Genomic DNA, 21,932 nt, shown 5'->3' on the forward strand with positions numbered 1-21,932 from the left:
AGCTCGTTGCACAGGACAGCGCACAGACCCGCCACCGCGCCAACGACGGGTTCACCCAAGCGCCCCGAGTCTGCGTCCCGCTGATGCGCTCAGTCTGCTCACCGGGACGACGAGCGGTCGCGGTGCCCGCCAGCCAGGAGCACGATGGAACGTGAGGACGGTCGGCCGACGTCCTGACCGCCTCTGGCCCGCTCGGACGCCTGTGGACATGGCGAAGCGCAGACGTCGATGGCGGGCATCGCGCGCCAAGCGCGAAACGTGAGGGCCCGAGCAGGTGTTCAGTGGGAATTGCTCGGGCCTCCACGCACGTGCAGGCAGCCGTCGGTAGCGTCGAAGGCGGTCCGGCTCTGACCGCGCTCTGGCAGAGTCGGACCACCCGTCAGGGCTCACGAGAGCTGTGGTGACGAATCGCGGGATGCGACAACGCAGAGTTGGGCGAGCACAGGTGAGTGGCTGGACACGATCACGACCGCCGCCCACCGGAGCCTGGGCCGGCGGGTGTTCAGCGCGAGTGTGCCGCTCAGCAACCCCTACTCTCCCGACCGAGCAGGTGAGCAGCTGCTGTCATCGGTGATCGAGGGTGTGGAAGCGCTGGGCTGGCAGCTGGAAAGCACCAGCACATACGGCGGGCCAGACCGTGACTATCCGTTTCCGCCGCACGGGACGGTCGTGCGGTTCTGGGCGCTGTTGGTCTTGCGCGCCACAGACCAAGGCCGTATCTGACGCTGCCCGCGGGCGGTGGTGTCCCGTCGCGGCCGGTGTCGTTGCACAGGGGGCTGTCACCCGTTCCGGCGCCCGGCCGGCCTGCGAACGGTGAGGCGCCGGAGACCCGTCCTGTAGGGGGGAGATCCGTCATCCGACGCGCTGGGTCGTCTCCCCGGCCTGTGCGGGCGTTGCGGGCAGCGGGACGGTGCAGGAGGCGCAGCGGCGGGCCTGAACGGGGACGGGGCTGAGGCACTCCGGGCAGTCCCGTTTGGGGGCCTGGACGTCGTTCTTCGGGGCGAAGCGGTCGTGCAGCTTGTTGATCGGAAGCACCACGAGAAAGTACAGCGCGCTGGCGAGGAGGAGAAAGCTGATTGCCGCGTTGATGAAGGCCCCGTAAGGGAACTTGGTGCCGCCCGCGGTGAAGGTCTTGTGGCTCATGTCGCCGGTGGCCCCGGTTGCCACTCCCACGAGCGGTGTCAGAAAGGCGCTGACGAAACCGTTGACGACGGCGGTGAACGCTGCGCCGATGACGATGCCCACGGCCAGGTCGACCACGTTGCCACGCAGAATGAAGCTGCGGAAGCCCTTCACCTTTTCACTCCTTGCAGGCCACTGACTTCGAGGGCGCCACAAGCGCGCAGCCCGTCCTACATTCGTCACCCCTAGTTCCCTGGCCTGCCTAGCCCATGCCCCCCGCTGGCCCCGCTCCGTCAAGGAGGGGGTGTTCGGTGGTGCCACCCCTGCCCACTGCTGCTGGGCCGGCGATGAGAGTGAAGACACCGGACAGGAAGATCGACGCGGCAGCCTTTCGCCCGCCGGCACTGGCCTCCGGCGGGCGAAAGAAGTAGAGCAGTGGTTAGGGAGGGGTCAGCTCCAGTAGCCGTCGCCATGGTCATGCTGGCCGGCCACAGCCGCAGGCACGGTGACGGGCGCCGACGCCGACGCCGTACCCGCCATGCCCAGGGCCGCACCGCCGGCCAGCAGACCGGTCGCCGCAGCACCGGCCATCAGTCGCTGAACGCGAGAAAGTGCTCTCATCGAGACTCCTCCTCGAAGGGAAGGCGACGCTCTGCCGCCTCGTGAGTGTCACCAGGCATCCGGAGCAGAACCCCCCGCCGGATGACCGGTATGAGAGTTTTATTTTTTATGACCGGTTTCTTGTTCCGCTCGGGGCCATCTGTGGCGTCGGCTGCTCAGGCATGGTTCCTCCGCCAGGTACGGCAGACGGTCGCGGGGCCGTAGTCGCGGGTGTTGGTGGTCCGGCGGCGACAGCGCGAGCATGTTCCTCGCCCACGATGGCCAGGAAGCGCCGGCCGACACGGCTGCCCGATGAGCTGGCGGTCCAGGAGGTGTGGGACCTGCTCCAGTAGTGCCGCCCGGCCTCTCCGGTGAACATCCCGGCCAGCATGTCCCGCAGGAGAGGCTCGCGGATGGTTCCGATCTCGTAGCCCATCCACGCGTAGTTCATCATGAGGTCGGCATAGACGTGCCGTTTCTGCGCGTGGGGATCGGCGATGTCCGTGTCGCCCCAGACGGGCTGGTAGAGCGCCATGCCGTCGAGTTCCAGGCGGACGAGCTCGAGGTAGTAGTTGCGGATCCCCTGGACCTGCTCTGCCCTGGCCTGCCGGTTCTGTACCAGGAGAGATCCGGCGACGCCGGCTAGCGCGAGCGCGGAGACGACCGCCGATGGGAAGCCGTAGGCCGCGCCGATCTGACTCAGCCTGTTCCAGTCCACCGTCTTGGAGCCGGAGACCGTCTCCAGCAGCAAAGGCGACAACAGCAGGACTGCGAGCACAGCCGCCGCAGCGGCGAGCAGCCCCAGAGCTCTGCTCATCCGACGCGCCACCGATGGTGCTGCCACGGACCGATGACGAGCTATCAGGTAGATCGCCCTCAGGCGAGCCTGCCCCAGTGACTAGGCCGAGCCACGTGGCAGCCTACGTGCAGCCGTCATGCTTCGACATCGCCCGCGTGCACAAAGTCACCGTCGTCGGCTTAGCTCTCTGCGAACTCGTACTCCACAGCGGTGACCAGGACCTCCCTGAAACGGCTGCCGGTTGGCTTCCCCTTCGGATTCATGGGTCAGAGGGGGCAGAACGGGGCGAGACAATGGCGCTCTTGATCGTCTGCTGAGCGGCGCCTAGGCTCCCGTGCTCATGGGGACGGGGGAAGAGGACCGCAGACAGCGGCCATCGGGGGACAGGCCCAGCAGGCATCGTCCAGCTCTGGCGCTCCTGGCCGGGTTGGCAGGGCTGGCCATCCTGGGCGCGGTGTTTGTCGTCCTCCCGGGTGTGGTGGTCGACCACGATCTTTCCGGGGCGCACGTGACCGCGCCGGACCGGCTGAAGGCGGTCAACGATGTCCGCACGACGTTGCTTCAGGTGATCGGCGGCCTGGTCGTTCTCTCGGCGCGTACGCCACGTGGCGTCAACTGCGTGTAAGCCAGGACGGTTTGCGCGCCACCCAGGAGGGCTACGTCACCGACCGCTTCAGCCGGGCCGTGGACCAGCTCGGCAGCGACAAGCTGGATGTGCGCATCGGCGGGCTGCACGCGTTGTGGCGGATCGCGGAGCAGTCGGCCCGCGACCGCGAGGCGATCATCTCCATCCAGGCCGCGTATCTGCGCACCCACCTGCCCTGGCCGCCCGCCGGCATCCAAGCACCGGCGGCTGATGTGCCCATCAACGACATCGCCCCCCTGGAGACCCGGGCCGCGGATGCGCAGGTGGCGTTGACCGCGCTCGGCGTGCTGTGCCAGCAGCGTGAGCAGTCCTGGGTCAATCTCAGCAACACCGACTTGCGTCGGGCAGACTGCGACGGGCTGTGGTTCCCCGAGGTCAACTTGGACCGTGCCTGCATGGAAGCGGCGGGCCTCTACCACGCGAGGCTGACTCAGGCTTCCCTGGTCTCGGTGAACCTGCGGCACGCCGACCTCACGACCGCGATCCTCCGCCGAGCGCGGTGCATCCTGGCCGACCTGCGAGGCGCGAAGCTCGTCGAATGCGATCTGCGCGACGCCGACTTCACCGAGAGCGACCTGCGCGAGGCGAACCTGCGCAAGGCCGACGCTCGAGGTGCCCTCTTCCACCGCGCCGACCTTCGACTGGCCGATCTGCGCGGCACCGACCTGCGCAGCGCCGATCTTGCCGGAACACGCTTGACCGGAGCCCTGGCCAGCGAGCACACCCGCTGGCCCGCCGGCTTCGACCACACCGCCACCGGGTTATCTACACCGAAGATCCCGGCCCCGAACCCTCACCCCTGCTCCAGCCACCAGGGATGACCTGGCAGGCACCACCACTGCGCTCAACACCCTGACCGGCCCCTACCGGCAGCGACCTCGCGGTCGACTCCCGACAGAAGCAGTCGGTAGACCAGACACCTGGGGCACTGGTCCTCTGTCGCCTGTCCGACGGAACTTGCCGGTGACGAGGAAGCCTGACGACGTGGCGGGCTCGCGCCGTGGCTGACCTGCGCCTATGTGGCGAACATCGACACGTGGGAGTGACCTCCGCTCGCGTGGTGGTCCTCCGGCCCCGGATTGTTTGACAACGTCGAGGTGTGAACTGGCGGCCCGTGCAGCAACTCCCCGGGCCTCGTCGACCGCGGGCAGGCCGAACAGTCGGGCGGAGGGGCGCGATATTGGCGAAGCAACGACCGTGCACGTTCCGTCGGCGCATCCGGTGCGCGTGGCTCGCCAGCACTGTCGTCCAGCCGTGATCAGCTGCATTGCGGGACGCGGGGCGTGCGTCACGCTCTCCGTTGGTCCCGGCCCACCGTTGAGTTCGACGAAGGGAACCCGCATGAACGATCCCGGCGGTTTCGACCCCAGTGCCCTCGAGGTCGATGAAGTGAAGGTCAACGTCTACAGCGCCATCCACACCGTCTGCGACGTACGCGTGGAACTCACCGAAAGCATCCGGTTCGAGGAAGACCTCCAGACAGACGAGTCCGTCAAAAGGAAGGTGCTTCGCGAAGTGGGCGAGAGGCTGAACATCAGCTTCAACGACAGCCAGGAGAAAGATGTCAGAACGGTCGGCGACATGGTCGAGGCCGCCAAGGCGTTGCAGGGCCGCTGACCGCCGCCTGTAGTCGCCGAGAACGCTTCGTCGGGCTGCGCGGTCGGTAGGTGCCGGTCAGCGGAGGCCGGCGCTCGTCGTGGCTCGACTGAGACGAGGAGGCGGGGCGTCGGACGGGCCTGGGGTCGTCGTGCAGAGGACGATGGCCCTCGTCTGGAAGCCGTGGCGGTTCATCAGCGCAACCTGATCCTCCGCCCACACGGCCGCTGGCTACTGAGCTGGACTAATGCAGGCCACCTCCCAACCTTCCTGGCACGCCCCTCAAGGACCGCAGCGTTCGGCGTTCGAAAGCTGCCCGGACTATTCCCAGAGCAGCCGCCCGCTGTGGCGGCGCGGCAGCTCCTGTCGACGGGCGAAGGCGTGCGGGCGGGCGTGCGGCAGACGGCGTCCTCCGCCATCCTGGAGAGTGGGTGGCCTGCCCCGCTTCGGCCTTCCGTCATGGGCCTGCCGCGTCTCTACGTCGACGCGGCAGGCCCGGTGAAAGGCGAGTAGCGCGCACGACGAGGCGCGCACCGGGGGGCCCGTTTCGGATCTCGGGTCCTCCGGTGCGCGTCACGGCACCGCCCCGAGCGGGGCCGTGTGACCTTGCCGGCACTTCCCGCCGCCCTCATGCCGGTGCAGAGACCGGGCAGGGGAAGAGCAGGAGCCATCCCGGCCGAGCACAGCGCGAAGGTGCACCCACGGAGGTAGCAGCCGTGTCCGTCCACACCAACGGAACAAGCCCAAACCCCCCGCTGCGTCCGAAGCCGTGCAGCATCACGTGGCCCACGTGCGGGAAGAGATCGCCCAGCTCCAGCAGGTGGTCCACTCCCACGCCATCATCGACCAGGCCATCGGCGTCCTCTTCGCCGTAGTGAGACTGACTCCCGACCAGGGCTGGAACGTCCTGCGAGCCCGCTCCCAGAACACGAACATCAAACTCCGCCACGTCGCGGAACTACTCGTCGACTGGGCCCGCACCGGCAACCTCACCGAAGACATCCGCACCGAGCTGGAACGCCAACTCGCCCTCCACTCCCCTCCCACTCCTCTCCACGACTTGACCTACCGGCGGCGGAACCGGGCCGCGATTCTGGCGGGCGGGGAGGACGATGCAAAGAGGGCCGGTTCGTGGCCCCCCTCCTGGAAGTCCCCTGGCACTGTGCGAGTTTGCCCCCCGCCCTGCAGCTGCTGCCAGGAGGGAGGACCGATGAGGCACCGCGAGTGCCTGTCGCAGGCGGCCATCGCGTCCTGCCGCCCACGTGCCACTGAATGTTGATGGCTGGCACACGCCCGGTCACGGGGCGCGTCGGGGCGGGGAGACTTGGCGTGCCGGCTGCACGGTGGTTACCGAGGCACGGTGCTGTTGTGCCTGCTGGTCGTGCCAAACGGCGAGCGTGATGGCCAGCGCTACGGCTGCCAGCAGGAGTTGGAGCACACCTGCGAACGGGTGGCCCATGTACAGGGAGAGCCCGGCGATCAGCAGCACGGCGAGCGTGAACCCGCCGCACCACACGATGGGAGCCCAGTCCACTGTGGGCGCCGCGGTTCGCGCTTGCGTGTCGCCCCACCCACGGAGCGCCACCGCCAGTCCCAGCAGGAGGCCAATGGGGATTTCGATGAGCAAGGCGATGAGCCCTATGCAGCCGCCAGCGAACCCGTCGCGTCGCGGGAAGGAGTCCGGGAAGGTCTGCGAAGCATGGTCCTGTTTGGTCATCCATCACCTTCGATGTTCCGAGGGCAAGATGCGATCTGTTGACCCCGGCGGGGCTGGTGGGGTGGTTGGTTGAGCCCGGCCCGTTTCGGCAGATGCACTTACGTGCCGCGCGCCAGGCAATCGCCCGTGTCCGTGCTGTGCACCGGGGCGCGAGCAACACTCCTAGGAACCCGGTGCGTCATCCTCCCGTCACCCACCAGGCGACTATGAGGCCGCCAGGAAGGCCGAGCAGCGTCGTGGCGAACATCCAGGTGACTGCCCGGGTAGTGCGTTCGGCCAGCTTGGTGCAGAGCAGCAGCGCCAGCGCGAAGTAGAGCCCGACAGGAAAGACGAGCAGTACAAGGCCCGCACCCACGGCGTCACACCCCCGCTATGACGCAGCAGTTGCAGCCGGGTCCTGGGCCCCGGTACCCGGTGTTCTCCCTGACGCTTCGCCCGGACATGATCCCCCCATTTTTTGAACGCGTTCAAATGATGGGGGGATCATAGCTCTGGATGTCGTGGAGGGGAACCTCGCTTCGCTGGATGCACCATCACCTCGCCATTGCGGCGGCGCTGGAGCCCGAGACCGCCGTCTGCTCCCAGCCGGGTCAGTGTTTGACCGGAAGATCCCACCCGGATGACGCCACGGCATCGCGGTCATGATCACGAAGAGGCACGCTGGACGGCGGCCCGGTAGGTCCACCCCGATTCCGATGACCGGGCCGCCTCCCCAAGCGCAGACATGACGGGCACAGCGGTGCCTCGTCTCGGGCGCAGGTCGCCCTCGGGGGACGTCAGATGGCGCGGCGGGTGCCCCTCGCGCCACAGGGGATCCCAACGGCCGGGTGGTGGGCGACGAAGTCGCGGTGTGCCTGGCGTTCGACCTCGCTGATCGCGGTGGGTGACACGTTGATGATGCCGCCGAAGGGGCGGTCGACGTCGCGGATGATGACCAGCATCGTTGTCAGCAGCGCGGTGATCACGATCAGGGTGATCAGCTGGCCGCGGTTGTTCTTGCGCGGCAGGCAGATCCCCAGCGCGACCACGGTGACGAACAGCGTGGCGAGCAGGAACCAGAAGATCGCGCTGGGGATGCTCGCGCTCGCCTGGGTGAGGCGTTCCTCTCGTTCGTCGGAGCGTTTGTTGTCGGCGGCGATCAGCATGCCGAAGACCGGCTTGCCCTCCAGCGGGCGGAAGGTCTGGCGGAAGTCGGTGGACCACACGCTCGGCGCCCTCGAGCCGTTGCCGTCGGGCATGGTCGGCCATTCCTGGAGGCGCACGGCGCGGGCGTAGCAGACCGCGTCGGGCCTGGATGTGGGCCCGCTCAGTGTCGGGGGCGTATTCGGCGGTCTCGACGAGCTGGTCCAGGGCGCGGGCCTCGCCGCGGGAGGAGACTTCGGCCTTGCCGTAGGAGCCGTTCGCGGTGACCAGGACGAACGCCAGGAGCAGGACCGTCAGCGTCAGGAGTGGGCCGACGAGGTCCTTGACGGCCGTCCCCGTGTCGTCGTCCTCGCTGAGCAGGCGGGGCCGCAATCAGCGGTTCGCCGCGAGACCGGCGAATGCGCCTGCTGCCGTGGCACCTTCTGGTCAGGCGAGGGAAAAGGGGTACTCGGCGCCCATGGCCGACTCTGGACATTCATCAGAAAAAGACACAGATGGTGTCGACCACATTCCTGCGCCGGATGAAGCCGGCCCCGGGAACGAGGTGGAGGACAGAGCCCCGGACACACCGACGGAGCTGCCCCGACATGCATGGGGAAAAGTGTTGTCCGGGAGCCTGCGGGAGTTCAAGAAGGATGAGCTGACCGACCGGGCGGCAGCCCTGACGTACTACGGGGTGCTCGCGCTCTTCCCGGCTCTGCTCGCTTTGGTTTCCCTGCTGGGCATCACCGGAAAGTCGACCACGGACAAGGTTCTGGACAACCTCAAGCAACTCGCCCCCGGGCCGGCTCGCGACATTCTGACCCGAGCCGTGGAACAGCTGCAGGGCAACGCCGGCATCGGCTCCCTCGTCGCCATCGTCGGGCTGGTCGTTGCCGTCTGGTCCGCGTCCGGTTACGTCGCGGCGTTCATCCGCGCCGCCAACGCCGTCTACGACATGCCCGAGGGCCGCCCGGTCTGGAAGATTCTGCCGGTGCGGGTGGGGGTGACCGTCGTCCTGATGGTGCTGGCCGTCGTCAGCGCGCTCATCGTGGTCTTCACCGGCGGCATCGCCCGCCAGGCAGGCACCGCTCTGGGGATCGGGGACAGCGCTCTGACTGCCTGGTCGATCGCCAAGTGGCCGGTCCTGGTCGTGCTGGTCACGATCATGATCGCGATCCTGTATTGGGCGTGCCCGAACGCGAAGACGAAGGGCTTCAAGTGGATCACGCCAGGCAGTTTCCTCGCCCTGCTGATCTGGATGATCGCCTCTGCCGGGTTCGCGTTCTACGTGGCCAACTTCGCCTCCTACAACAAGACGTACGGGACGATGGCCGGCGTCGTCGTTTTCCTGGTGTGGCTGTGGATCAGCAACCTGGCCATCCTCCTGGGCCTGGAGTTCGACGCGGAAGCCGTGCGCCAGCGGGCCATCGCAGGCGGCTATCCGCCGCAGGCAGAGCCCTACACCCAGCCGCGCGACACCCGGAAATGGGACGAGGACGACCTGCGCCGCCTGGAGGACGGCGATGAATGACCGCGGATTCTGGTGCCAAAAGCGGCTGGGCGTCGAGAGCGGGCTCGGGGACATCCGCTGCTCATGGATGTGATGACAGATGTTCGCGGGGCGGACCGGCGGGTCACACAGTGGGCGGCAAACCGGACCCCTCGTCTGGTCGGTCGAGTCCTGTCGGCGGTGGAGGAGACCGCCGAGAGCAGCAAACTGTGGATCGGCGCGGCCGGGCTCATGGCGGCGTTCGGTGCAGGGCGAGGGCGTAGGTGCGCGGTGTCGGGCCTGACGGCGCTCGCGGTGGCGCAGCTGGTCTCCAACGGTGTGGGCAAGCAGTTGGGGGACCGGTCCCGGCCACCCAAAGAGTGGATCGAGCACGACGAGGTCGATGACCGGCCCGACTCCTCCTCGTTTCCCTCGGGCCATACCGCGGCCGGCGTGGCCTTCACCGCCGCTGTCGCTCCCACCTGGCCCGTGGCTGCTGCACTCTGCTCCGTACCAGCAGCTCTCCTGGCCCTCGAGCGTGTCCAGTCGGGAGCCCATTACCCCGACGTCGCGGCCGGCGCCGTGATCGGTCTGGGGAGCGCATGGCTCACCCGCCGGGCGCCGCGCCTGCTGCCGCCCAGGCTGACAGCAGCCCTGTCGGGTCCGTGAAGGGCCACGAAGGGGGTACTCGCATCGCACCAGAAATGAGCCGCCCTGATGCGGCCCCTTGATCAGAGACCATCGCCGGAAGTGATCGCATGTCGAGTACACAACCGCACAGCCCCAACTCAGGCCCTCACACGAACGGCGTGGGGCATGAGCCGGTGGGCGAGCTGGTCCAGCGCGCCTCCCAGCAGCTGACCGAACTCGTGCGCGGCGAGATGCAGCTCGCGCAGGCGGAGATGAAGGAAAAGGGAAAGCGCTACGGCAAGAGCGGCGGCCTGTTCGGCGGCGCCTCGCTCGCCGGCTTCCTGATGCTCCAGGCACTGGTTGCCACCGCCATCGCGGCCCTCGACCTCGTCCTGCCGCTCTGGGCTGCAGCCCTGATCGTCACCGCCGTCCTCGGCGTGATCGCCGCGGTGATGGCCCTCAGCGGCAAGAAGCAGGCCGCCAAGGCCTCCCCGCCCACCCCCGAAAGCACGATCGAGAACGTCAAGGCCGACGTGGCTGAGATCAAGAGGAGCGCACACCGATGACCCATACGCCCGCCGACCAGAACACCGCCCCCACCCCCGCCGAGCTCCGTGAACAGATCGAGCACACCCGCCACGAACTCGGCGACACCGTTCAGGCCCTCGCGGACAAAACCGACGTCAAAGCCCGCGCCCAGCAGAAAGCCGGCCAGCTCAAGGACCAGGCTGTCACCAAGGCCGGCGAGCTGAAGACCCAGGCCGCCAAGGCCACCGTACAGGCCCAGAACAAGCTGCCCGACCCCGTCAAGGAGAAGGCCGCCCAGGCAGCCGGACAAGCCCGCGCAGCGGCAGCCCAGGCCGAACGGATGTGGGAAGAGAAGGCACCCCGATCCCTGCAGCAGAAGACGGCCCAGTACGCGCAGCAGGCGCGCGAGCACCGCACCCTGCTGCTGGTGGCCGCGGCGGGCGTCACCGTGCTGTGGCTGGCCGGGCGCCGCAGGAAGGGCTGAACAAGAAGCCTCGCAGCAGCCTGGGGCCCGAATCCATACCGGATTCGGGCCCCTGGCCGTTTCTACTCCCAGGCTGGATCACTCACAGCCGTCGGTCGTCCTCGTCGTCGTCCGAGTCGGCCTCGATGCGCTCCTTGCGCACCCGTTCCGGTGACGGTCTCCTCCTCGATGACCTCGTCGGTCTCCAGGCGCACCCGCTCGACCGGTTCGACCCTGGTCTCCACAACGGGCCGCTCCGCGTGCAGGGTGACCTCGTGCTCCGCCTCCGTGATCTCCGGGCCGGACAGCGCGTCGTCGTCCGTGTCGGCGCCGGTGACGGGTTCACGCACCACACGGACTTCTTCGTGGCGCACCGGGATGGTCTGCTGAGGCCTCGATGCCCACATACTTGCGCAGCTGTGCCCGGCCGGTCTCCTGCCGCTCGACCCCGACGTGCATCTTTTCGACCGAGCGGGTCATTGCCTCGTCACCGGACCGCATGTAGGACCTCTGGCCACCGATGGCCCCCGGTCTCAGCCGCGGTGTTGCCAGGCAGTTCCTCGCGCGGACTGGCCCAGCCTTCCCAGGCCTTACTTGACGGTGACGTCGTCGAATAAGACGTTCTTCGCATCGCCGGCCTTGCTGCCGTCCGCTCATAGACCGGGCGGTCCAGCACGGCGGGAGTCTGCTCTCGGATGATCATCTTGACCCGCCTGCTCCCTCTTGAAGACACCTCCCGAGTAGCTGGATGAATCGTGAGGAAAGACCTTTATTCGCTCATGAGCAGTAGAAGGCGGCTGGTGCTGCGCCAGCAACGGTGTGCGAGAGGTTGAACCCCTCTGCATCCGCTGCCCGGGTGTTGTGCTCGGCCGTAGCCCGGTCCCGGCCGCGCCCTGGACGGGACCGGGCTACTTCCCCCGCGGCCGGCGCCCGAACAGCACGGCCCGCAGGGTCGGATGAACGGCTGGTGCGTGACGGCCGCACGACAGGGTGCGTCAGTAGCGCAGGGTGGCGGCGCATCCGTCCGCGGCGCTTTGCCCTTCAGGGATTTCGGTGAAGCCGGCGTCTGAGAGAGTGGCGGCCCGCAGCAGCAGTGCTGCGGCGGACATGGAAAATGCTTCTGCTCCGGAGGTGCCCAGCGCCTCGGGGGCGGAGGTGACACGCAGGGGTTCTGCGGCGGAGGACCACTTCGCGGGCTCACCCGAGCGGTCGGCCGAGAGCAGGAGCGTCTCGACGCGGCCTTCGGCCAGGGCTTCGGTCACGGCGGGGATCGACGAGATACCGGCTCCGGAACCGGCTGCCGCCGTGTAGCGGGCGAACGCCTCCTCGTGGGCGCGGGCGGAGGCCTCGGCCAACGCCGCATCGACCGATGTCCGAAGACTGGCCAGAGCGTCCTCGCCGCCACGGCCGCCGGAAACATCGACGATGCTGACGTCCAGCGCGGCAAGGACGGGCTGGTCGCGGAGCACCGCTGTGGCCTTGTCGTCACCGCCGACAAACACGACGCTGGCCTCGACCGAGGCGACGGCCTGGGCGATCTCCTCTGCCACTCCAGCGGTGTTGCGGTCCCACACGTTCTCGGTCCTGCGGTGGTAGGAGGCTTTCGAAGGTCCGCCGGCCTTCACCCGCGTGATGTGGAGCGTGCTGCCGTTGTAGCTTCTGCTGCGCGCCGGGTCGAACGTGCCGACCGCGTAGGCGTCGATGTCGCCGCCCTGCCGGTCGAGCGCGACGACCACGTACGGGAGCTGGCGGTCCCGGTCCAAGACCGTTTCCAGTACGTCCGCTACGGGGCCTGCGACGGCTCGATCGGCCGCGGGGGGCGCGGACAGGGTGTGGACGGCGAGGAGTTGGCCGTCCGCTGCGTAGAGCGACTCGCCCTGGGGGCCGACGATCTCCGGTGAGCCGCCGACGGCCGCTGCCACCGCATCCAGGGTCGCGGTGTCGACGCCCGCATCTTCGAGATGCTTGCGCAAGCCGTTCCACACCAGCTCGATGCGCTTGTCGGCGTCCTGATCCTCGCGGCTGGTGTCCAGATGAACCGACACGACCGGCCCCTCCACCGCGTACAGGGGACGCAAGAACGAAAGATCCACAAAGCCCTCCGAAGAGACGACATCACAACCAGAGGCATCATCCATGACAAACCACACCTAAAGTGAGAAATGGCGTCTCGTGCGTGCGCGCTTTCTGGGGGACGGTGGCAGAACGCCGAGACGGCGACGGGGCGCCGGTTCCGAAAACGCTGTTCGCCAGAGGCCACCGACGAGGCCCGCAAGAGCGGTGCCCGCGTCTTCAGCGTGCGCGTGCCCCCCAACCACGCCACCACCCCAGGCCTCGTGTCCAAGCTCCTTCGCGCCTCGGCGGATCGCACTACTGTCACCCGTAAGTGGGTACAGCGGGCTCGGGCGAACCCCCGAACTGCAGCGCTCCAGGCGTGAACTCATGCTCGGTTTGCTCGCCTCACCCGGATGAACCGATACGACGTGCGAGGCCGACGGGACGGGCGCACGGTGGATTTCAGGCGGCCCGACACGCATCTTCCCGGCCGCCCCGGCCCGACCAACGTGTCTGCCGCCCCCGGCCACGTACAGCGGGCACCGCGCACCGGTCGATGCGCGAACGGTGAGGACCCGGAACCGTGACGGCACCGGGTCCTCACCCTGTTTCGCCGATGAGCCGGTCTTCATCATGTCGAGAGGGCAAGATCGAGGAAGAGCGCGTCCTTCGGTGGAGGGCGCTGCATGGGGAAGGACGGGTGCCGAAGCCGGCGAAGAAGCGCGGGGTGCGGATCCCGTGGGTCACCGACGTCCGTGGGGAGCGCTACAACCGTTCCGAGATCGATCGCCAGCCCGCAACCCGGTACGTGGTGCCGTCGAAGTGCACGCCCGTTGTGAACCGACAGGAGCCCTCTAGGGAGCCGTATGTGGTTCAGGGGCGGAGCAGAGTTTTGATCATCCCGTCCTGCTTCGCCTGGAAGGCTGCGTAAGCCTTCGGTGCGTCTTCTAGCGGAAGGTGGTGGGTGGCGAACCCGTCCACTCCAAGGACGTCCTCATCGGTGAGTAGCGGGAGGATCTCGGGCACCCAGCGCCAGACGTTGGCCTGGCCCATCCGGAACTGGATCTGTTTGTCGAACATGCGCAGAAGGGGCATCGGGTCCATGGCGCCGCCGTACACGCCGGACAGGGAGACGGTGCCGCCTCGTCGTACGGCGTCGATTGCCGCGTAGAGCGCACCGAGCCGGTCCAGGCCTGCCTTCTGCATGAGCGGCTGGGCAAGCGCGTCGGGGAGGAGTCCGGTCGCCCATTGGGCGGCCTTGGTCGCGGGGTTGCCGTGCGCTTCCATGCCGACGGCGTCGATGACCGCGTCAGCGCCGCGGCCGCCGGTCAGCTCGCGGACCGCGTCTGCGAGGTCCTTCTCGTGGCGGCGCAGGTCCAGGCAGGTCACGCCGTGAGCGGAGGCGCGGTCCAGGCGTTCGTTGACGAGGTCCACGCCGATGACGAGGCCCGCGCCGCGGTGCTGGGCGATGCGTGTGGCCATGTCCCCGATCGGGCCGAGTCCGAGCACGGTGAGTGAGCCGCCTGGTGGAATCGCCGCGTATTCGACGGCCTGCCAGGCGGTGGGCAGCACATCGGAGAGGTAGACGAAGCGGTCGTCGGCGGGCCCGTCGGGGACCTTGATGGGCAGGTGGTTACCGAAGGGCACCCTCAGGTATTCGGCCTGCCCGCCCGGTACCTGCCCGTAGAGCTTGGTGTAGCCGAACAGGGCGGCGCCGGAGCCGTAGGCGTGTACCTGCGTGGTCTCGCACTGAGAGTGCAGGCCTTGGGAGCACATGAAGCAGGTACCGCAGGAGACGTTGAACGGGATGACGACCCGGTCGCCGGGGGCGACGGCGTGTACGTCGGGGCCGACCTCTTCGACGATGCCCATCGCCTCGTGGCCGAGGATGTCGCCCGGGTCCAGGAACGGCCCGAGAACTTCGTACAGGTGCAGGTCGGAACCGCAGATGCCGGTGGAGGTGATCCGCACGATCACGTCATCGGGCTGCTCCAGGCGGGGGTCGGGAACGGTCTCTACCCGCACGTCCCGCCGGCCTTGCCAGGTCAATGCACGCATCTTGTTCGCCTCTTCAGCTTGTTCTGTAGGGCAGTGATGACGACGGGGCGGTCGATCGTGGGCCTTGGGGGTGCTTTTGTCCAGAGGGCTGGATCGGCGCCTTGGTCTGCTCTATCCGATGGGCTGGCCGCCGGTGGCGTTGACGATCTCGGCGGTGATGTAGCTCGCCTGGGGTGAGGCGAGGAAGACGTAAGCGGGGGCCATCTCCGCGGGCTGGGCCGGGCGCCCCAGCGGGGACTGCTTTCCGAACTCCGTCGTGTCCGGCATGGTCGCGGGAATCAGGGGTGTCCAGACCGGTCCGGGCGCGACCGCGTTGACGCGGATACCGTCCGCGGCGACCATCTGGGCCAGCCCCTGGGTGAAGGTGGCGATGGCCCCCTTGGTCATGGCGTAGTCCAACAGGTGCGGGCTGGGCTGATACGCCTGCACCGAGGTGGTGTTGATGATCGAACCACCTCGCGGCATGTGCGGAAGCGTCATCTTCGATAGCCAGAACATGCCGTACAGGTTGGTGCGCACGACGCGGTCGAACTGCTCGGTGGTGATCGCTGCGATGCCGTCCGGCTGCGACATCTGATAGGCGGCGTTGTTGACGAGAATGTCGATGCGGCCCCATTCCTCCACCGCACGCTCGACCAGCCTGCGGCACTGTTCCTCCTCCCGAATGTCACAGGAGACAGCGATCGCTGTGCGGCCGGCGTCCTGGACCAGGCGCGTGGTCTGCGCCGCCTCGTCCTCCTCTTCCGCCAGGTAGGTGAACAGCACGTCAGCGCCTTCTCGGGCGAAGGCCAGCGCGACCGCCCGCCCGATGCCCGAGTCGCCTCCCGTCAGTACCGCCTTGAGGTTTTGGAGTCGTCCGGAACCTTGGTAGGAGTCCTCGCCGTGATCGGGCGGCGGATCCATGGGACCCGTCCATCCCGGATGCTCCTGATTCTGCTGCGGGAAATCCGGCTCGGGCTGCCGAGGCTGCGAACGGGGAGTTTCGGACACGGTGTCATCCTTCTGTGCTGAAAGGTCTGCGCTTACCCGGACAGATACTCCACGGCCGAATAGGGCCGGTCTGCCCTGTAAGAGCATTCTGTCCATAGGTATCGGAGTTCCCTCCTCCGGTTCATTCATTCAGCTCCCCCGCCCCGGCCCCGCGAACGTGGCCGCTGTCCGCTGTCCGCGCCGACAAGCCCCAGCCAGACCGCGAGATCCCCCAGGCGCAGAGCACCTGACACGTGCTGGGACTAGTTGCCCTGGGCACCGAAGCCGCCCGCCACATGCTGTGGACCATGTCCTACCGGGGCATCCCCGGTGCATCCTGCCGTCGGTGCGGATCGACTGCGCTCGGCTCATCGCCGTGCCTGTCACGGGGCTCTACCTGTGCGGCTACGGCGCATCAGGCCGCTTTGCTGGGCCCGTGTGATGCCCGAAAGGAGGCGGCCTCGCAAGGCGGCGCGTGCCGCGTTGGCACCGGGAGCGCCGTGGACTCCGCCGCCGGGGTGCGCGCCTGCTGATGCCAGGTAGAGGTTCTTGATCGGAGTGTCTGGCCGGCCTGTCCCGGGGACAGGCCGGAAGACAAGCTGCTGGTGCAGCGCAGTGGTGCCGCCGTTGATCGCGCCGTTGTGGAGGTTCGCGTCCAGGGACTGCAGGGTCGGTGGTGCGAGGATGCGCCTGGCGCGGATGGTGGACCGGAATCCAGGAGCGAACCGTTCCACGACCTGTTCGATACGGTCGGCCATGATGCGCTGTTCGCTCGTGTCCCACGATCCCGTAAGGCCCGCGTCCCCGGCATCTCCCTTCACGTGGTGCGGAAGGTGCGTGTATGCCCAGGCGGATTCGGTTCCCTTGGGTGAGCGCGTCGCGTCCGCGGTCGTCATCTGACCGAAGAGCGTGAAAGGCCGGTCAGGCACCTGGCCCATGGCGATCTGCGCGGCGAACCGTGTCAGTTCGTCGATTCCGTCCGCCAGGTGGACGGTCCCGGCTGACGCGGCCCCCGCCGAGTTCCACGGCACCGGGCTGTCCAGGGCCCAGTCGACCTTGAACGTGGCGAAGTCCCACTGAAATCTGCGCAGGTCGGCTACGACTTGGGCGGGAAGGTGCTCCGGGGAGACGAGGTGGCCGTAGAGGTGAGGTACCGAGACGTCCGCGAGGACCGCCCGACGTGCCGGCACCGTTTCACCGTCGGCTGTGCGCACGGCGACGGCCCGTCCATCACGGACAACGATCTCCTCGACACGTTTCCCGCAGCGCACAGCCCCTCCGAGTCTGACGAGCCGCCGGACGAGGGCGTCAGTGAGGGCGCCGGCGCCTCCGCGGGGCACGGGGAACCCGTAGGTCTGCCCGAGCATCGACATGAGCCAGCCGAATCCACCGCTGCCTGCCGTCTCTGGGGCGAGGTCTGCGTGCAGGGCATTGCCGGCGAGGAGCAGGCGGCCCCCCTCGCCTTCGAACTCTTCCTCTCCCAAGCGCCTGACCGGAAGCATCAGGGAGCGGGCGAGGCGAAGCCCGCCCCCCGCCCTCAGGCGCATCGCCAGTTTCGCTCCTGAGCGCACCGGCGGAAACGGGGTGAACAACGCGTCGAGCAGGTCGGGCCGCAGCCGCTCCCAGACGGCGTGGAGTTCGCGCCACGCGGCACCGTCACCGACCGCAAACGCATCCAGGGAAGCGGCAGTGTCCTCGATGCTGCGTCCCAGCACGGCGCAGCGGCCGTCGGACAGCGGGTGTGCGAGCACGCTCGGTGCGTGGCTCCAGCTCAGGCCCTCACGCTCCAGCTGCAGCCGTGCCAGCACCGGGGAGGCGGCGGCCAGAGGATAGAAGGAGCTGAAGAGGTCGTTGGTGAAGTCGGGCGCCACACCGTGGTCGTGCCGGACCGCACCGCCGGGCACGTCCTGTGCCTCGAGTACCTCGACGCTCCAGCCCTGGTCGGCCAGCAAGTTGGCTGCCACGAGGCCGTTGGGGCCCGCCCCGATCACCACAGCGTCCGCCATGCCCGCCTCCTGTTGTCTTCGTTGCTGTCAGTGACGTGAGGCGGCGGGATCACCGCGACGGATCGGGCTGCTGTTGATCTGTGGATGTGTTCTCGCACAGGTCCGCCAGGCGAGCGAGCATGGTGCGGTGGCGGATCTGGATCAGGGCTTCCACGGCGAAGTTGTGCAGGACGCCTCCGACCCCCTGGAGCGGATGCTCATCGATGATCACGAGCGTGTACTCGCCCCAGGGGCGCACCTCGATGGCGATCCTGGCGGTGCCCAAGGGGCCGGCCTTGGCTTCCAGCTCCAGTTCGCGCCCGTCGACGCACGCCCGCACCACGGTCTCGTTGTTGAGGGTGAACGGGCCAGCCTCGACTTGGAATTCGAGAGCCGCGTGAACCTGGGGCCACTTGCCGCGCACCGGGAAAGACTCGGCGGTTCCCACTACCCATTCGGCGTAGCGCTGTGGATCGGCCAGGACGGCCCACACGTCACGAGGCCTCTTCTTGATCATTCGGTGTCGGACAGCCATGCCAACCTCCTGTGTCAGCCGGGAAGGATCTGCGTTGAGTCCCCCGTCTGAACGCACACAACCCCGGGCGGGGCAACCTCATGTTTCACGCACTGCCATTGCCGATCTTGCTGCGATGGTCGGCGTCACCGCCGGCGCCGAGCAGGCCAGTGGCCAGGAACGGATGCCGGCCCGCCAGCCGCGGCAGTTCCCGGCGCGACAGGCGCATCACAACAGGCGGCAGCGCAGCTCTGCCCACCTGCGCAGCCCGGAGCCAGCCCGGCACGTATACCGCGGTGCGGCGGCGCTCCACTGCACGGACCAGCCGGCGAGCCACCTCATCGGCCCCGTACACCCGCCGCGCGGGGGCCCGGCATATGAGCCCGCAATTCCCGCAGCACGGCATGCTCGTCGGCGTCGCGAATCATGTCGGTATCGGTCCAGTTCAGATAGGCGATGCCCACGGCAATGCGCTCATGGGCGACCTCGGCGCGCAGCGAGTGCGCGAATGCCTCGGCGCCCGCTTTCGACGCGCAGTAGGCGCTCATCATCGGTGCGGCACCGATTGAGGCCAGAGAGGCAATCTGCAGGAAGTAGCCCGCCGTCTTCCTCAGGTCGGGCAGGAAGGCGCGTCCGGTGTTCGCACTGCCCACCAGGTTCACCTCGACCACGCGGCGCCATGAGTCCGGGTCCGATGAGGAGAACGGGCCGCCTTCGGCGATACCTGCGTTGGCGATCACCACCGACGGCGGGCCCAGCGACGCACGGACTTCACGGGCCACGCTTTCCAGACCTGCGGGGTCGGTGACATCGACCTCCCAGACGGCGGCGACGTCCAGCTCCGCTGCTCGCGCCTCCAGGACCGGCCTTTCGTGGCCGACGAGCGCCAGTCGCGCTCCCCGCCGTCCCAGTTCCCGCGCGAGAGCGGCGCCGACGCCTCTCGCCGCCCCCGTCACCACGACGGTGCGGCCGCGAAGTGGGCTCTCTCGCTTCACCAGTCCACTCCCGACCCTCATAGCAGTGCCAGACTTGAACAATGCGCACCAAAGAGCGCCTTTCTGGATAAGATCACATCCCTGCGGGGAGGGCGCTCTGGCGTGGTGTCCGTCGATGCGTTCACCGGCTTTCGCCGGGTTACCAGAGCGGCCTGAACAGTTCCCTAGCCTTCTCACAGACCGGGCCCGACGTTGTCGCGTGTCGAGCACGGCCTGGCAGGCGGCGATGCTCCTGTCGCGTACGCGTCCGGTGACTGCACAGGACTGATGAAGAAGGCGCCGAGCGACGACAGCGACTGCTGCCGCCCTCAGCCATGGAGCGCCGCCACAGAAGCTGTGAAGCCGCCTCTCGCAGATGGTGGGCGAAATGACGCTTGGGCGGTCACTTCTTCGGGTCGTGTCCCCAGTTCATAAGCGAGTATCGCCAAGGGGTATCGGTGACGTCGCCATCGGGGCGCTGCGCACTGTGGCGTTTGACGTAGCCGACGACCTTGCGCATGTGGTCCAGGTCGCTGTCAGTCAAGTCCGTCTTGTTCGTGTTCAAGAGCTTGATGATGCGCCTGCCGGAGGCGTGCCCGACGCTTTCTGTGCCGTCGCTCTGTCCGACGCTCTTCGACTCGTCGGTGGCCAGCCAGTCCTCGAGCTGTGCGGGGGGCATGTTGACGGCCTTCTGGAACGCACCGACGGTCTCGTCACGGTCGTCGTCGTGTGCGGCCATCAGGATCGGCGGCCCTTCTTGTCAAGGGCGCCGGGCTTGTGCACGGCTGAACGTCCGCTCTTGTCGCTCTCGACCTCATACTGCGGCTCGTCAGCAGAGGCGTCGACGGTGCGGCCCGCCGCTTCCGTCCGATCGGTGACCTTCCGCTTCACTGTTCCGGTCACCTTCTCGCCGTGGCTCTTCCACGCCACCTTGTCGCCCTTGCTGAGCTTCTTCTTCGCGGACATGACACTTCCCTTCCGACGGATCCACAAGGACCCGCCGCTCTGCGGCCCGGCAAATCACCGACCCACGGCCGATCACGTCTCTCAGCCTCACGCCTGCGCACCCTCCACGCATCCGCTGCAACGGCGCCGGGGGCCGCCGGGGGGGGCAGGATGCAGCTGCTGGGGCACGACCGTGCTTTGGACTCGTGTGCAGAGGAGATGTCCGCGGCGAAGACGCCGAAGCGGGTGCAGGCCGATCCGGCGAGAAGGGCGAGACCGCCGACAGCCGCGGCCGATCTGCTGCGCCTGCCAGGAGCGAGGTCGCGGCGCCTGCCCTCGGCAGGGCCCGGGCGGTGGCGGCAGACGGCTTCAGTGTGCGTCCCGCAGTCGACGAGGTTGCCGCTGGCCACCGCGGGCGCCACCGGCCGTCATTTCCCTTATGGGCTTGTCGGGCCGTGCGTCCGTCGGTGGGCTCAGAAGGCGACGTTTGCGGCGGCGCAGATGTTTGCATTCATGTTGCGGCGCATCATGCGCAGCGCGGCGTCGGCGAGATCGGCGTGGATGTGGGCCACGGCGTCCTGAGGCACGGTGACCTGGAGGTGTCGGATGTGGGCGTCGAGCGCCGAGTACAGGACGCATTGTTCGGTGACTTGGCCGCACAGCACCACGTGGTCGATGTCCTGCTGGGCGAGCAGATAGGTCAGCGGCGTCTCGTAGAAGATGGAGTGCCGGGCCTTGACGACGAAGAGGGATGTGTCGTCGGGCCGAAGTGGTTTGACGAGGTCGGCGTGCGGGCCGGCGAGCGCCACATCGAGCAGCTCTCCGTGGTGGGATCGCCACTGGCCGAAGTTGTCGTTGACGTAGATGACAGGCGCCTCGGCGGTTCTGGCGCGCTCCAGGAGGCGGCTGAGCGCCGGGATCGCCTCTGCCACCGACGGGAGGAGACGATCGACGTCCGGATGGTCGTAGGTGTTGATCATGTCGATGACGATCAATGCGGTTTTGCCCATGGATGGTCCTGGCTGCTCCGTCGGCGGCTGGGGGGGTCGGTCAGGCAGCGCGGCGCTGCGCCCGGATGGCCTCCTCCAGAGCTATGCGGATGCCGAGGTTGAGTTCACCGCAGGATGCCCAGGAGGTGAGAAATTCGGCGATGCGAAGCGGCGTGATGGTGGTGCGCTGCGAGACTTCCGTCAGTACGGCCCGCGCCGAACAGGCGGGCAGCCGCCCAAGTGCCATCACAATGCCGACGGCCTGATGCATCACCGGGTCGGCGGATGCGCCCTGCAGCGAGGTGCTCGGTGGTCCTTGCCGCCCCGTTGCCGGTGCGGTGGCCACGGCGCGCGTCGTAGCGGCTCCCGACTGCGCAGGGTGGAGATCATCGGTTTGATCCTGCCCCGTGGGAAGCCGCTCTTGCATCCGGCTCGTCTCCTGGCGGAGCGGGCTCACTGGGTGCCTGCCTTGGCTGCGGCTGAGCTTGTGGGCCAGGGGCTGGTCCACGGCGTCCAGACTTCCGGTCCTCCACCGTGCCATTCGATGAGGGGCAGTTCGGCGACGTCGACCTCGTCCAGGTCCTCCCAGCCGGCCCGGTGCAAAAGCACGGTGAGTTCACCGAGGCTACGTGCTTGGCCGACGAGTCGTCCGTCGACCCACACCTGGCGGCCGACCGGTCTGGTGGGCGGATGGATGATCACGGAACGTTCGCTCATGTCCTGTCTCC

24 protein-coding genes and 2 pseudogenes are annotated in these 21,932 nt (G+C 68.0%); 8 read left to right on the forward strand and 18 right to left on the reverse strand.

Translation table 11 applies throughout. The annotated features are described in order from the left end of the window. Positions 1 to 852 precede the first annotated feature (852 nt). The 3 genes from mscL to B0675_RS26395 all read right to left on the reverse strand — a co-directional run bounded on the left by mscL (position 853) and on the right by B0675_RS26395 (position 2,539). Positions 853 to 1,296 (reverse strand): large conductance mechanosensitive channel protein MscL, encoded by a 444-nt coding sequence (gene mscL, locus B0675_RS26390; RefSeq protein ID WP_081222128.1) that lies wholly within the window; start codon positions 1,294 to 1,296, stop codon positions 853 to 855. Between the two features lie 276 nt (positions 1,297 to 1,572). After that, positions 1,573 to 1,743: a hypothetical protein gene (locus B0675_RS41500; RefSeq protein WP_179165436.1), complete on the reverse strand. Its 171-nt coding sequence runs from the start codon at positions 1,741 to 1,743 to the stop codon at positions 1,573 to 1,575. Positions 1,744 to 1,849: 106 nt separating this feature from the next. Then, positions 1,850 to 2,539 (reverse strand): DUF6082 family protein, encoded by a 690-nt coding sequence (locus B0675_RS26395; RefSeq protein WP_143661112.1) that lies wholly within the window; start codon positions 2,537 to 2,539, stop codon positions 1,850 to 1,852. A 409-nt stretch (positions 2,540 to 2,948) separates the two neighbouring features. Between B0675_RS26395 and B0675_RS42150 the strand changes: the two genes are divergently transcribed. The 4 genes from B0675_RS42150 to B0675_RS42595 all read left to right on the forward strand — a co-directional run bounded on the left by B0675_RS42150 (position 2,949) and on the right by B0675_RS42595 (position 6,042). Next, on the forward strand, positions 2,949 to 3,146 hold the full coding sequence (locus B0675_RS42150; protein WP_241539994.1) for a hypothetical protein: 198 nt from the start codon (positions 2,949 to 2,951) through the stop codon (positions 3,144 to 3,146). An 11-nt stretch (positions 3,147 to 3,157) separates the two neighbouring features. Then, positions 3,158 to 3,988 (forward strand): pentapeptide repeat-containing protein, encoded by an 831-nt coding sequence (locus B0675_RS26400; protein WP_241539995.1) that lies wholly within the window; start codon positions 3,158 to 3,160, stop codon positions 3,986 to 3,988. Positions 3,989 to 4,508: 520 nt separating this feature from the next. Next, complete coding sequence (locus tag B0675_RS26405) at positions 4,509 to 4,784, forward strand: hypothetical protein (protein WP_081222130.1); 276 nt, start codon at positions 4,509 to 4,511, stop codon at positions 4,782 to 4,784. 769 nt (positions 4,785 to 5,553) lie between these two features. After that, a complete protein-coding gene (locus B0675_RS42595) occupies positions 5,554 to 6,042 on the forward strand; it encodes an ANTAR domain-containing protein (RefSeq protein WP_347110000.1) in 489 nt (162 codons plus the stop codon). 18 nt (positions 6,043 to 6,060) lie between these two features. On the opposite strand, the gene B0675_RS26415 is transcribed toward B0675_RS42595, so the two are convergent. The 3 genes from B0675_RS26415 to B0675_RS42160 all read right to left on the reverse strand — a co-directional run bounded on the left by B0675_RS26415 (position 6,061) and on the right by B0675_RS42160 (position 7,742). Next, a complete protein-coding gene (locus tag B0675_RS26415) occupies positions 6,061 to 6,480 on the reverse strand; it encodes a DUF6234 family protein (protein WP_081222132.1) in 420 nt (139 codons plus the stop codon). A gap of 178 nt (positions 6,481 to 6,658) precedes the next feature. After that, a complete protein-coding gene (locus tag B0675_RS41505) occupies positions 6,659 to 6,835 on the reverse strand; it encodes a hypothetical protein (protein WP_179165437.1) in 177 nt (58 codons plus the stop codon). Between the two features lie 421 nt (positions 6,836 to 7,256). Next, positions 7,257 to 7,742 carry a hypothetical protein gene (locus tag B0675_RS42160; RefSeq protein ID WP_241539996.1) on the reverse strand — a complete coding sequence of 162 codons (486 nt, stop codon included), beginning with the start codon at positions 7,740 to 7,742 and terminating at the stop codon, positions 7,257 to 7,259. A gap of 338 nt (positions 7,743 to 8,080) precedes the next feature. On the opposite strand from B0675_RS42160, the gene B0675_RS26425 reads away from it, so the two are divergent. The 4 genes from B0675_RS26425 to B0675_RS26440 all read left to right on the forward strand — a co-directional run bounded on the left by B0675_RS26425 (position 8,081) and on the right by B0675_RS26440 (position 10,736). Next, positions 8,081 to 9,136, forward strand: coding sequence for a YihY/virulence factor BrkB family protein (locus tag B0675_RS26425; RefSeq protein ID WP_081222133.1), 1,056 nt, complete (start codon positions 8,081 to 8,083; stop codon positions 9,134 to 9,136). 159 nt (positions 9,137 to 9,295) lie between these two features. After that, a complete protein-coding gene (locus tag B0675_RS26430; RefSeq protein WP_347110004.1) occupies positions 9,296 to 9,763 on the forward strand; it encodes a phosphatase PAP2 family protein in 468 nt (155 codons plus the stop codon). Between the two features lie 155 nt (positions 9,764 to 9,918). Beyond that, positions 9,919 to 10,290, forward strand: a complete 372-nt coding sequence (locus B0675_RS26435) for a phage holin family protein (protein ID WP_081222135.1) — start codon at positions 9,919 to 9,921, stop codon at positions 10,288 to 10,290. Beyond that, positions 10,287 to 10,736 (forward strand): DUF3618 domain-containing protein, encoded by a 450-nt coding sequence (locus B0675_RS26440; RefSeq protein ID WP_081222136.1) that lies wholly within the window; start codon positions 10,287 to 10,289, stop codon positions 10,734 to 10,736. The genes B0675_RS26435 and B0675_RS26440 overlap by 4 nt, the downstream gene beginning before the upstream one ends. Before the next feature lie 82 nt (positions 10,737 to 10,818). On the opposite strand, the pseudogene B0675_RS26445 reads toward B0675_RS26440, so the two are convergent. From B0675_RS26445 to B0675_RS26505, 12 genes and pseudogenes are all read right to left on the reverse strand, one after another. Continuing rightward, a pseudogene (locus B0675_RS26445) lies at positions 10,819 to 11,210 on the reverse strand (YsnF/AvaK domain-containing protein); the annotation flags it as partial. Between the two features lie 500 nt (positions 11,211 to 11,710). Then, positions 11,711 to 12,853, reverse strand: coding sequence for a Vms1/Ankzf1 family peptidyl-tRNA hydrolase (locus B0675_RS26450; RefSeq protein WP_241539997.1), 1,143 nt, complete (start codon positions 12,851 to 12,853; stop codon positions 11,711 to 11,713). Between the two features lie 790 nt (positions 12,854 to 13,643). Beyond that, positions 13,644 to 14,828 carry a zinc-dependent alcohol dehydrogenase gene (locus B0675_RS26455; protein WP_081222138.1) on the reverse strand — a complete coding sequence of 395 codons (1,185 nt, stop codon included), beginning with the start codon at positions 14,826 to 14,828 and terminating at the stop codon, positions 13,644 to 13,646. Between the two features lie 111 nt (positions 14,829 to 14,939). Beyond that, positions 14,940 to 15,818 carry an SDR family oxidoreductase gene (locus B0675_RS26460; protein ID WP_241539998.1) on the reverse strand — a complete coding sequence of 293 codons (879 nt, stop codon included), beginning with the start codon at positions 15,816 to 15,818 and terminating at the stop codon, positions 14,940 to 14,942. 362 nt (positions 15,819 to 16,180) lie between these two features. After that, positions 16,181 to 17,803 carry an NAD(P)/FAD-dependent oxidoreductase gene (locus tag B0675_RS26465; protein WP_081222139.1) on the reverse strand — a complete coding sequence of 541 codons (1,623 nt, stop codon included), beginning with the start codon at positions 17,801 to 17,803 and terminating at the stop codon, positions 16,181 to 16,183. Positions 17,804 to 17,852: 49 nt separating this feature from the next. After that, positions 17,853 to 18,317 carry an SRPBCC family protein gene (locus B0675_RS26470; RefSeq protein ID WP_081222140.1) on the reverse strand — a complete coding sequence of 155 codons (465 nt, stop codon included), beginning with the start codon at positions 18,315 to 18,317 and terminating at the stop codon, positions 17,853 to 17,855. Positions 18,318 to 18,402: 85 nt separating this feature from the next. Next, positions 18,403 to 19,312, reverse strand: a pseudogene (locus B0675_RS26475) (SDR family oxidoreductase). 361 nt (positions 19,313 to 19,673) lie between these two features. After that, a complete protein-coding gene (locus B0675_RS26480; RefSeq protein ID WP_081222141.1) occupies positions 19,674 to 20,009 on the reverse strand; it encodes a DUF3140 domain-containing protein in 336 nt (111 codons plus the stop codon). Beyond that, positions 20,009 to 20,236, reverse strand: a complete 228-nt coding sequence (locus B0675_RS26485) for a DUF2945 domain-containing protein (protein WP_081222142.1) — start codon at positions 20,234 to 20,236, stop codon at positions 20,009 to 20,011. Before B0675_RS26485 ends, B0675_RS26480 begins: the two co-directional genes overlap by 1 nt. A gap of 452 nt (positions 20,237 to 20,688) precedes the next feature. After that, positions 20,689 to 21,225, reverse strand: a complete 537-nt coding sequence (locus B0675_RS26495; protein ID WP_081222144.1) for an isochorismatase family cysteine hydrolase — start codon at positions 21,223 to 21,225, stop codon at positions 20,689 to 20,691. 40 nt (positions 21,226 to 21,265) lie between these two features. Beyond that, positions 21,266 to 21,550, reverse strand: coding sequence for an ANTAR domain-containing protein (locus tag B0675_RS26500; RefSeq protein WP_143661114.1), 285 nt, complete (start codon positions 21,548 to 21,550; stop codon positions 21,266 to 21,268). 107 nt (positions 21,551 to 21,657) lie between these two features. After that, positions 21,658 to 21,921, reverse strand: coding sequence for a hypothetical protein (locus tag B0675_RS26505; RefSeq protein ID WP_081222146.1), 264 nt, complete (start codon positions 21,919 to 21,921; stop codon positions 21,658 to 21,660). Between the last annotated feature and the right edge of the window lie 11 nt (positions 21,922 to 21,932).

Origin of the sequence: Streptomyces sp. M41(2017) (assembly GCF_002078175.1) — a bacterium.
Classification (GTDB): Bacteria; Actinomycetota; Actinomycetes; order Streptomycetales; family Streptomycetaceae; genus Streptomyces.

What these genes read in the sequence shown, in the direction of transcription:
- B0675_RS26405 (WP_081222130.1), top strand. Translation starts at nt 4,509, where the DNA reads ATGAACGATCCCGGCGGTTTCGACCCCAGTGCCCTCGAGGTCGATGAA.
- B0675_RS41500 (WP_179165436.1), bottom strand. Translation starts at nt 1,743, where the DNA reads ATGAGAGCACTTTCTCGCGTTCAGCGACTGATGGCCGGTGCTGCGGCG.
- B0675_RS26470 (WP_081222140.1), bottom strand. Translation starts at nt 18,317, where the DNA reads ATGGCTGTCCGACACCGAATGATCAAGAAGAGGCCTCGTGACGTGTGG.
- B0675_RS26465 (WP_081222139.1), bottom strand. Translation starts at nt 17,803, where the DNA reads ATGGCGGACGCTGTGGTGATCGGGGCGGGCCCCAACGGCCTCGTGGCA.
- B0675_RS26485 (WP_081222142.1), bottom strand. Translation starts at nt 20,236, where the DNA reads ATGTCCGCGAAGAAGAAGCTCAGCAAGGGCGACAAGGTGGCGTGGAAG.
- B0675_RS26450 (WP_241539997.1), bottom strand. Translation starts at nt 12,853, where the DNA reads ATGGATGATGCCTCTGGTTGTGATGTCGTCTCTTCGGAGGGCTTTGTG.
- B0675_RS26395 (WP_143661112.1), bottom strand. Translation starts at nt 2,539, where the DNA reads ATGAGCAGAGCTCTGGGGCTGCTCGCCGCTGCGGCGGCTGTGCTCGCA.
- B0675_RS26495 (WP_081222144.1), bottom strand. Translation starts at nt 21,225, where the DNA reads ATGGGCAAAACCGCATTGATCGTCATCGACATGATCAACACCTACGAC.
- B0675_RS26455 (WP_081222138.1), bottom strand. Translation starts at nt 14,828, where the DNA reads ATGCGTGCATTGACCTGGCAAGGCCGGCGGGACGTGCGGGTAGAGACC.
- B0675_RS26425 (WP_081222133.1), top strand. Translation starts at nt 8,081, where the DNA reads ATGGCCGACTCTGGACATTCATCAGAAAAAGACACAGATGGTGTCGAC.
- B0675_RS26440 (WP_081222136.1), top strand. Translation starts at nt 10,287, where the DNA reads ATGACCCATACGCCCGCCGACCAGAACACCGCCCCCACCCCCGCCGAG.
- B0675_RS26505 (WP_081222146.1), bottom strand. Translation starts at nt 21,921, where the DNA reads ATGAGCGAACGTTCCGTGATCATCCATCCGCCCACCAGACCGGTCGGC.
- B0675_RS26480 (WP_081222141.1), bottom strand. Translation starts at nt 20,009, where the DNA reads ATGGCCGCACACGACGACGACCGTGACGAGACCGTCGGTGCGTTCCAG.
- B0675_RS26415 (WP_081222132.1), bottom strand. Translation starts at nt 6,480, where the DNA reads ATGACCAAACAGGACCATGCTTCGCAGACCTTCCCGGACTCCTTCCCG.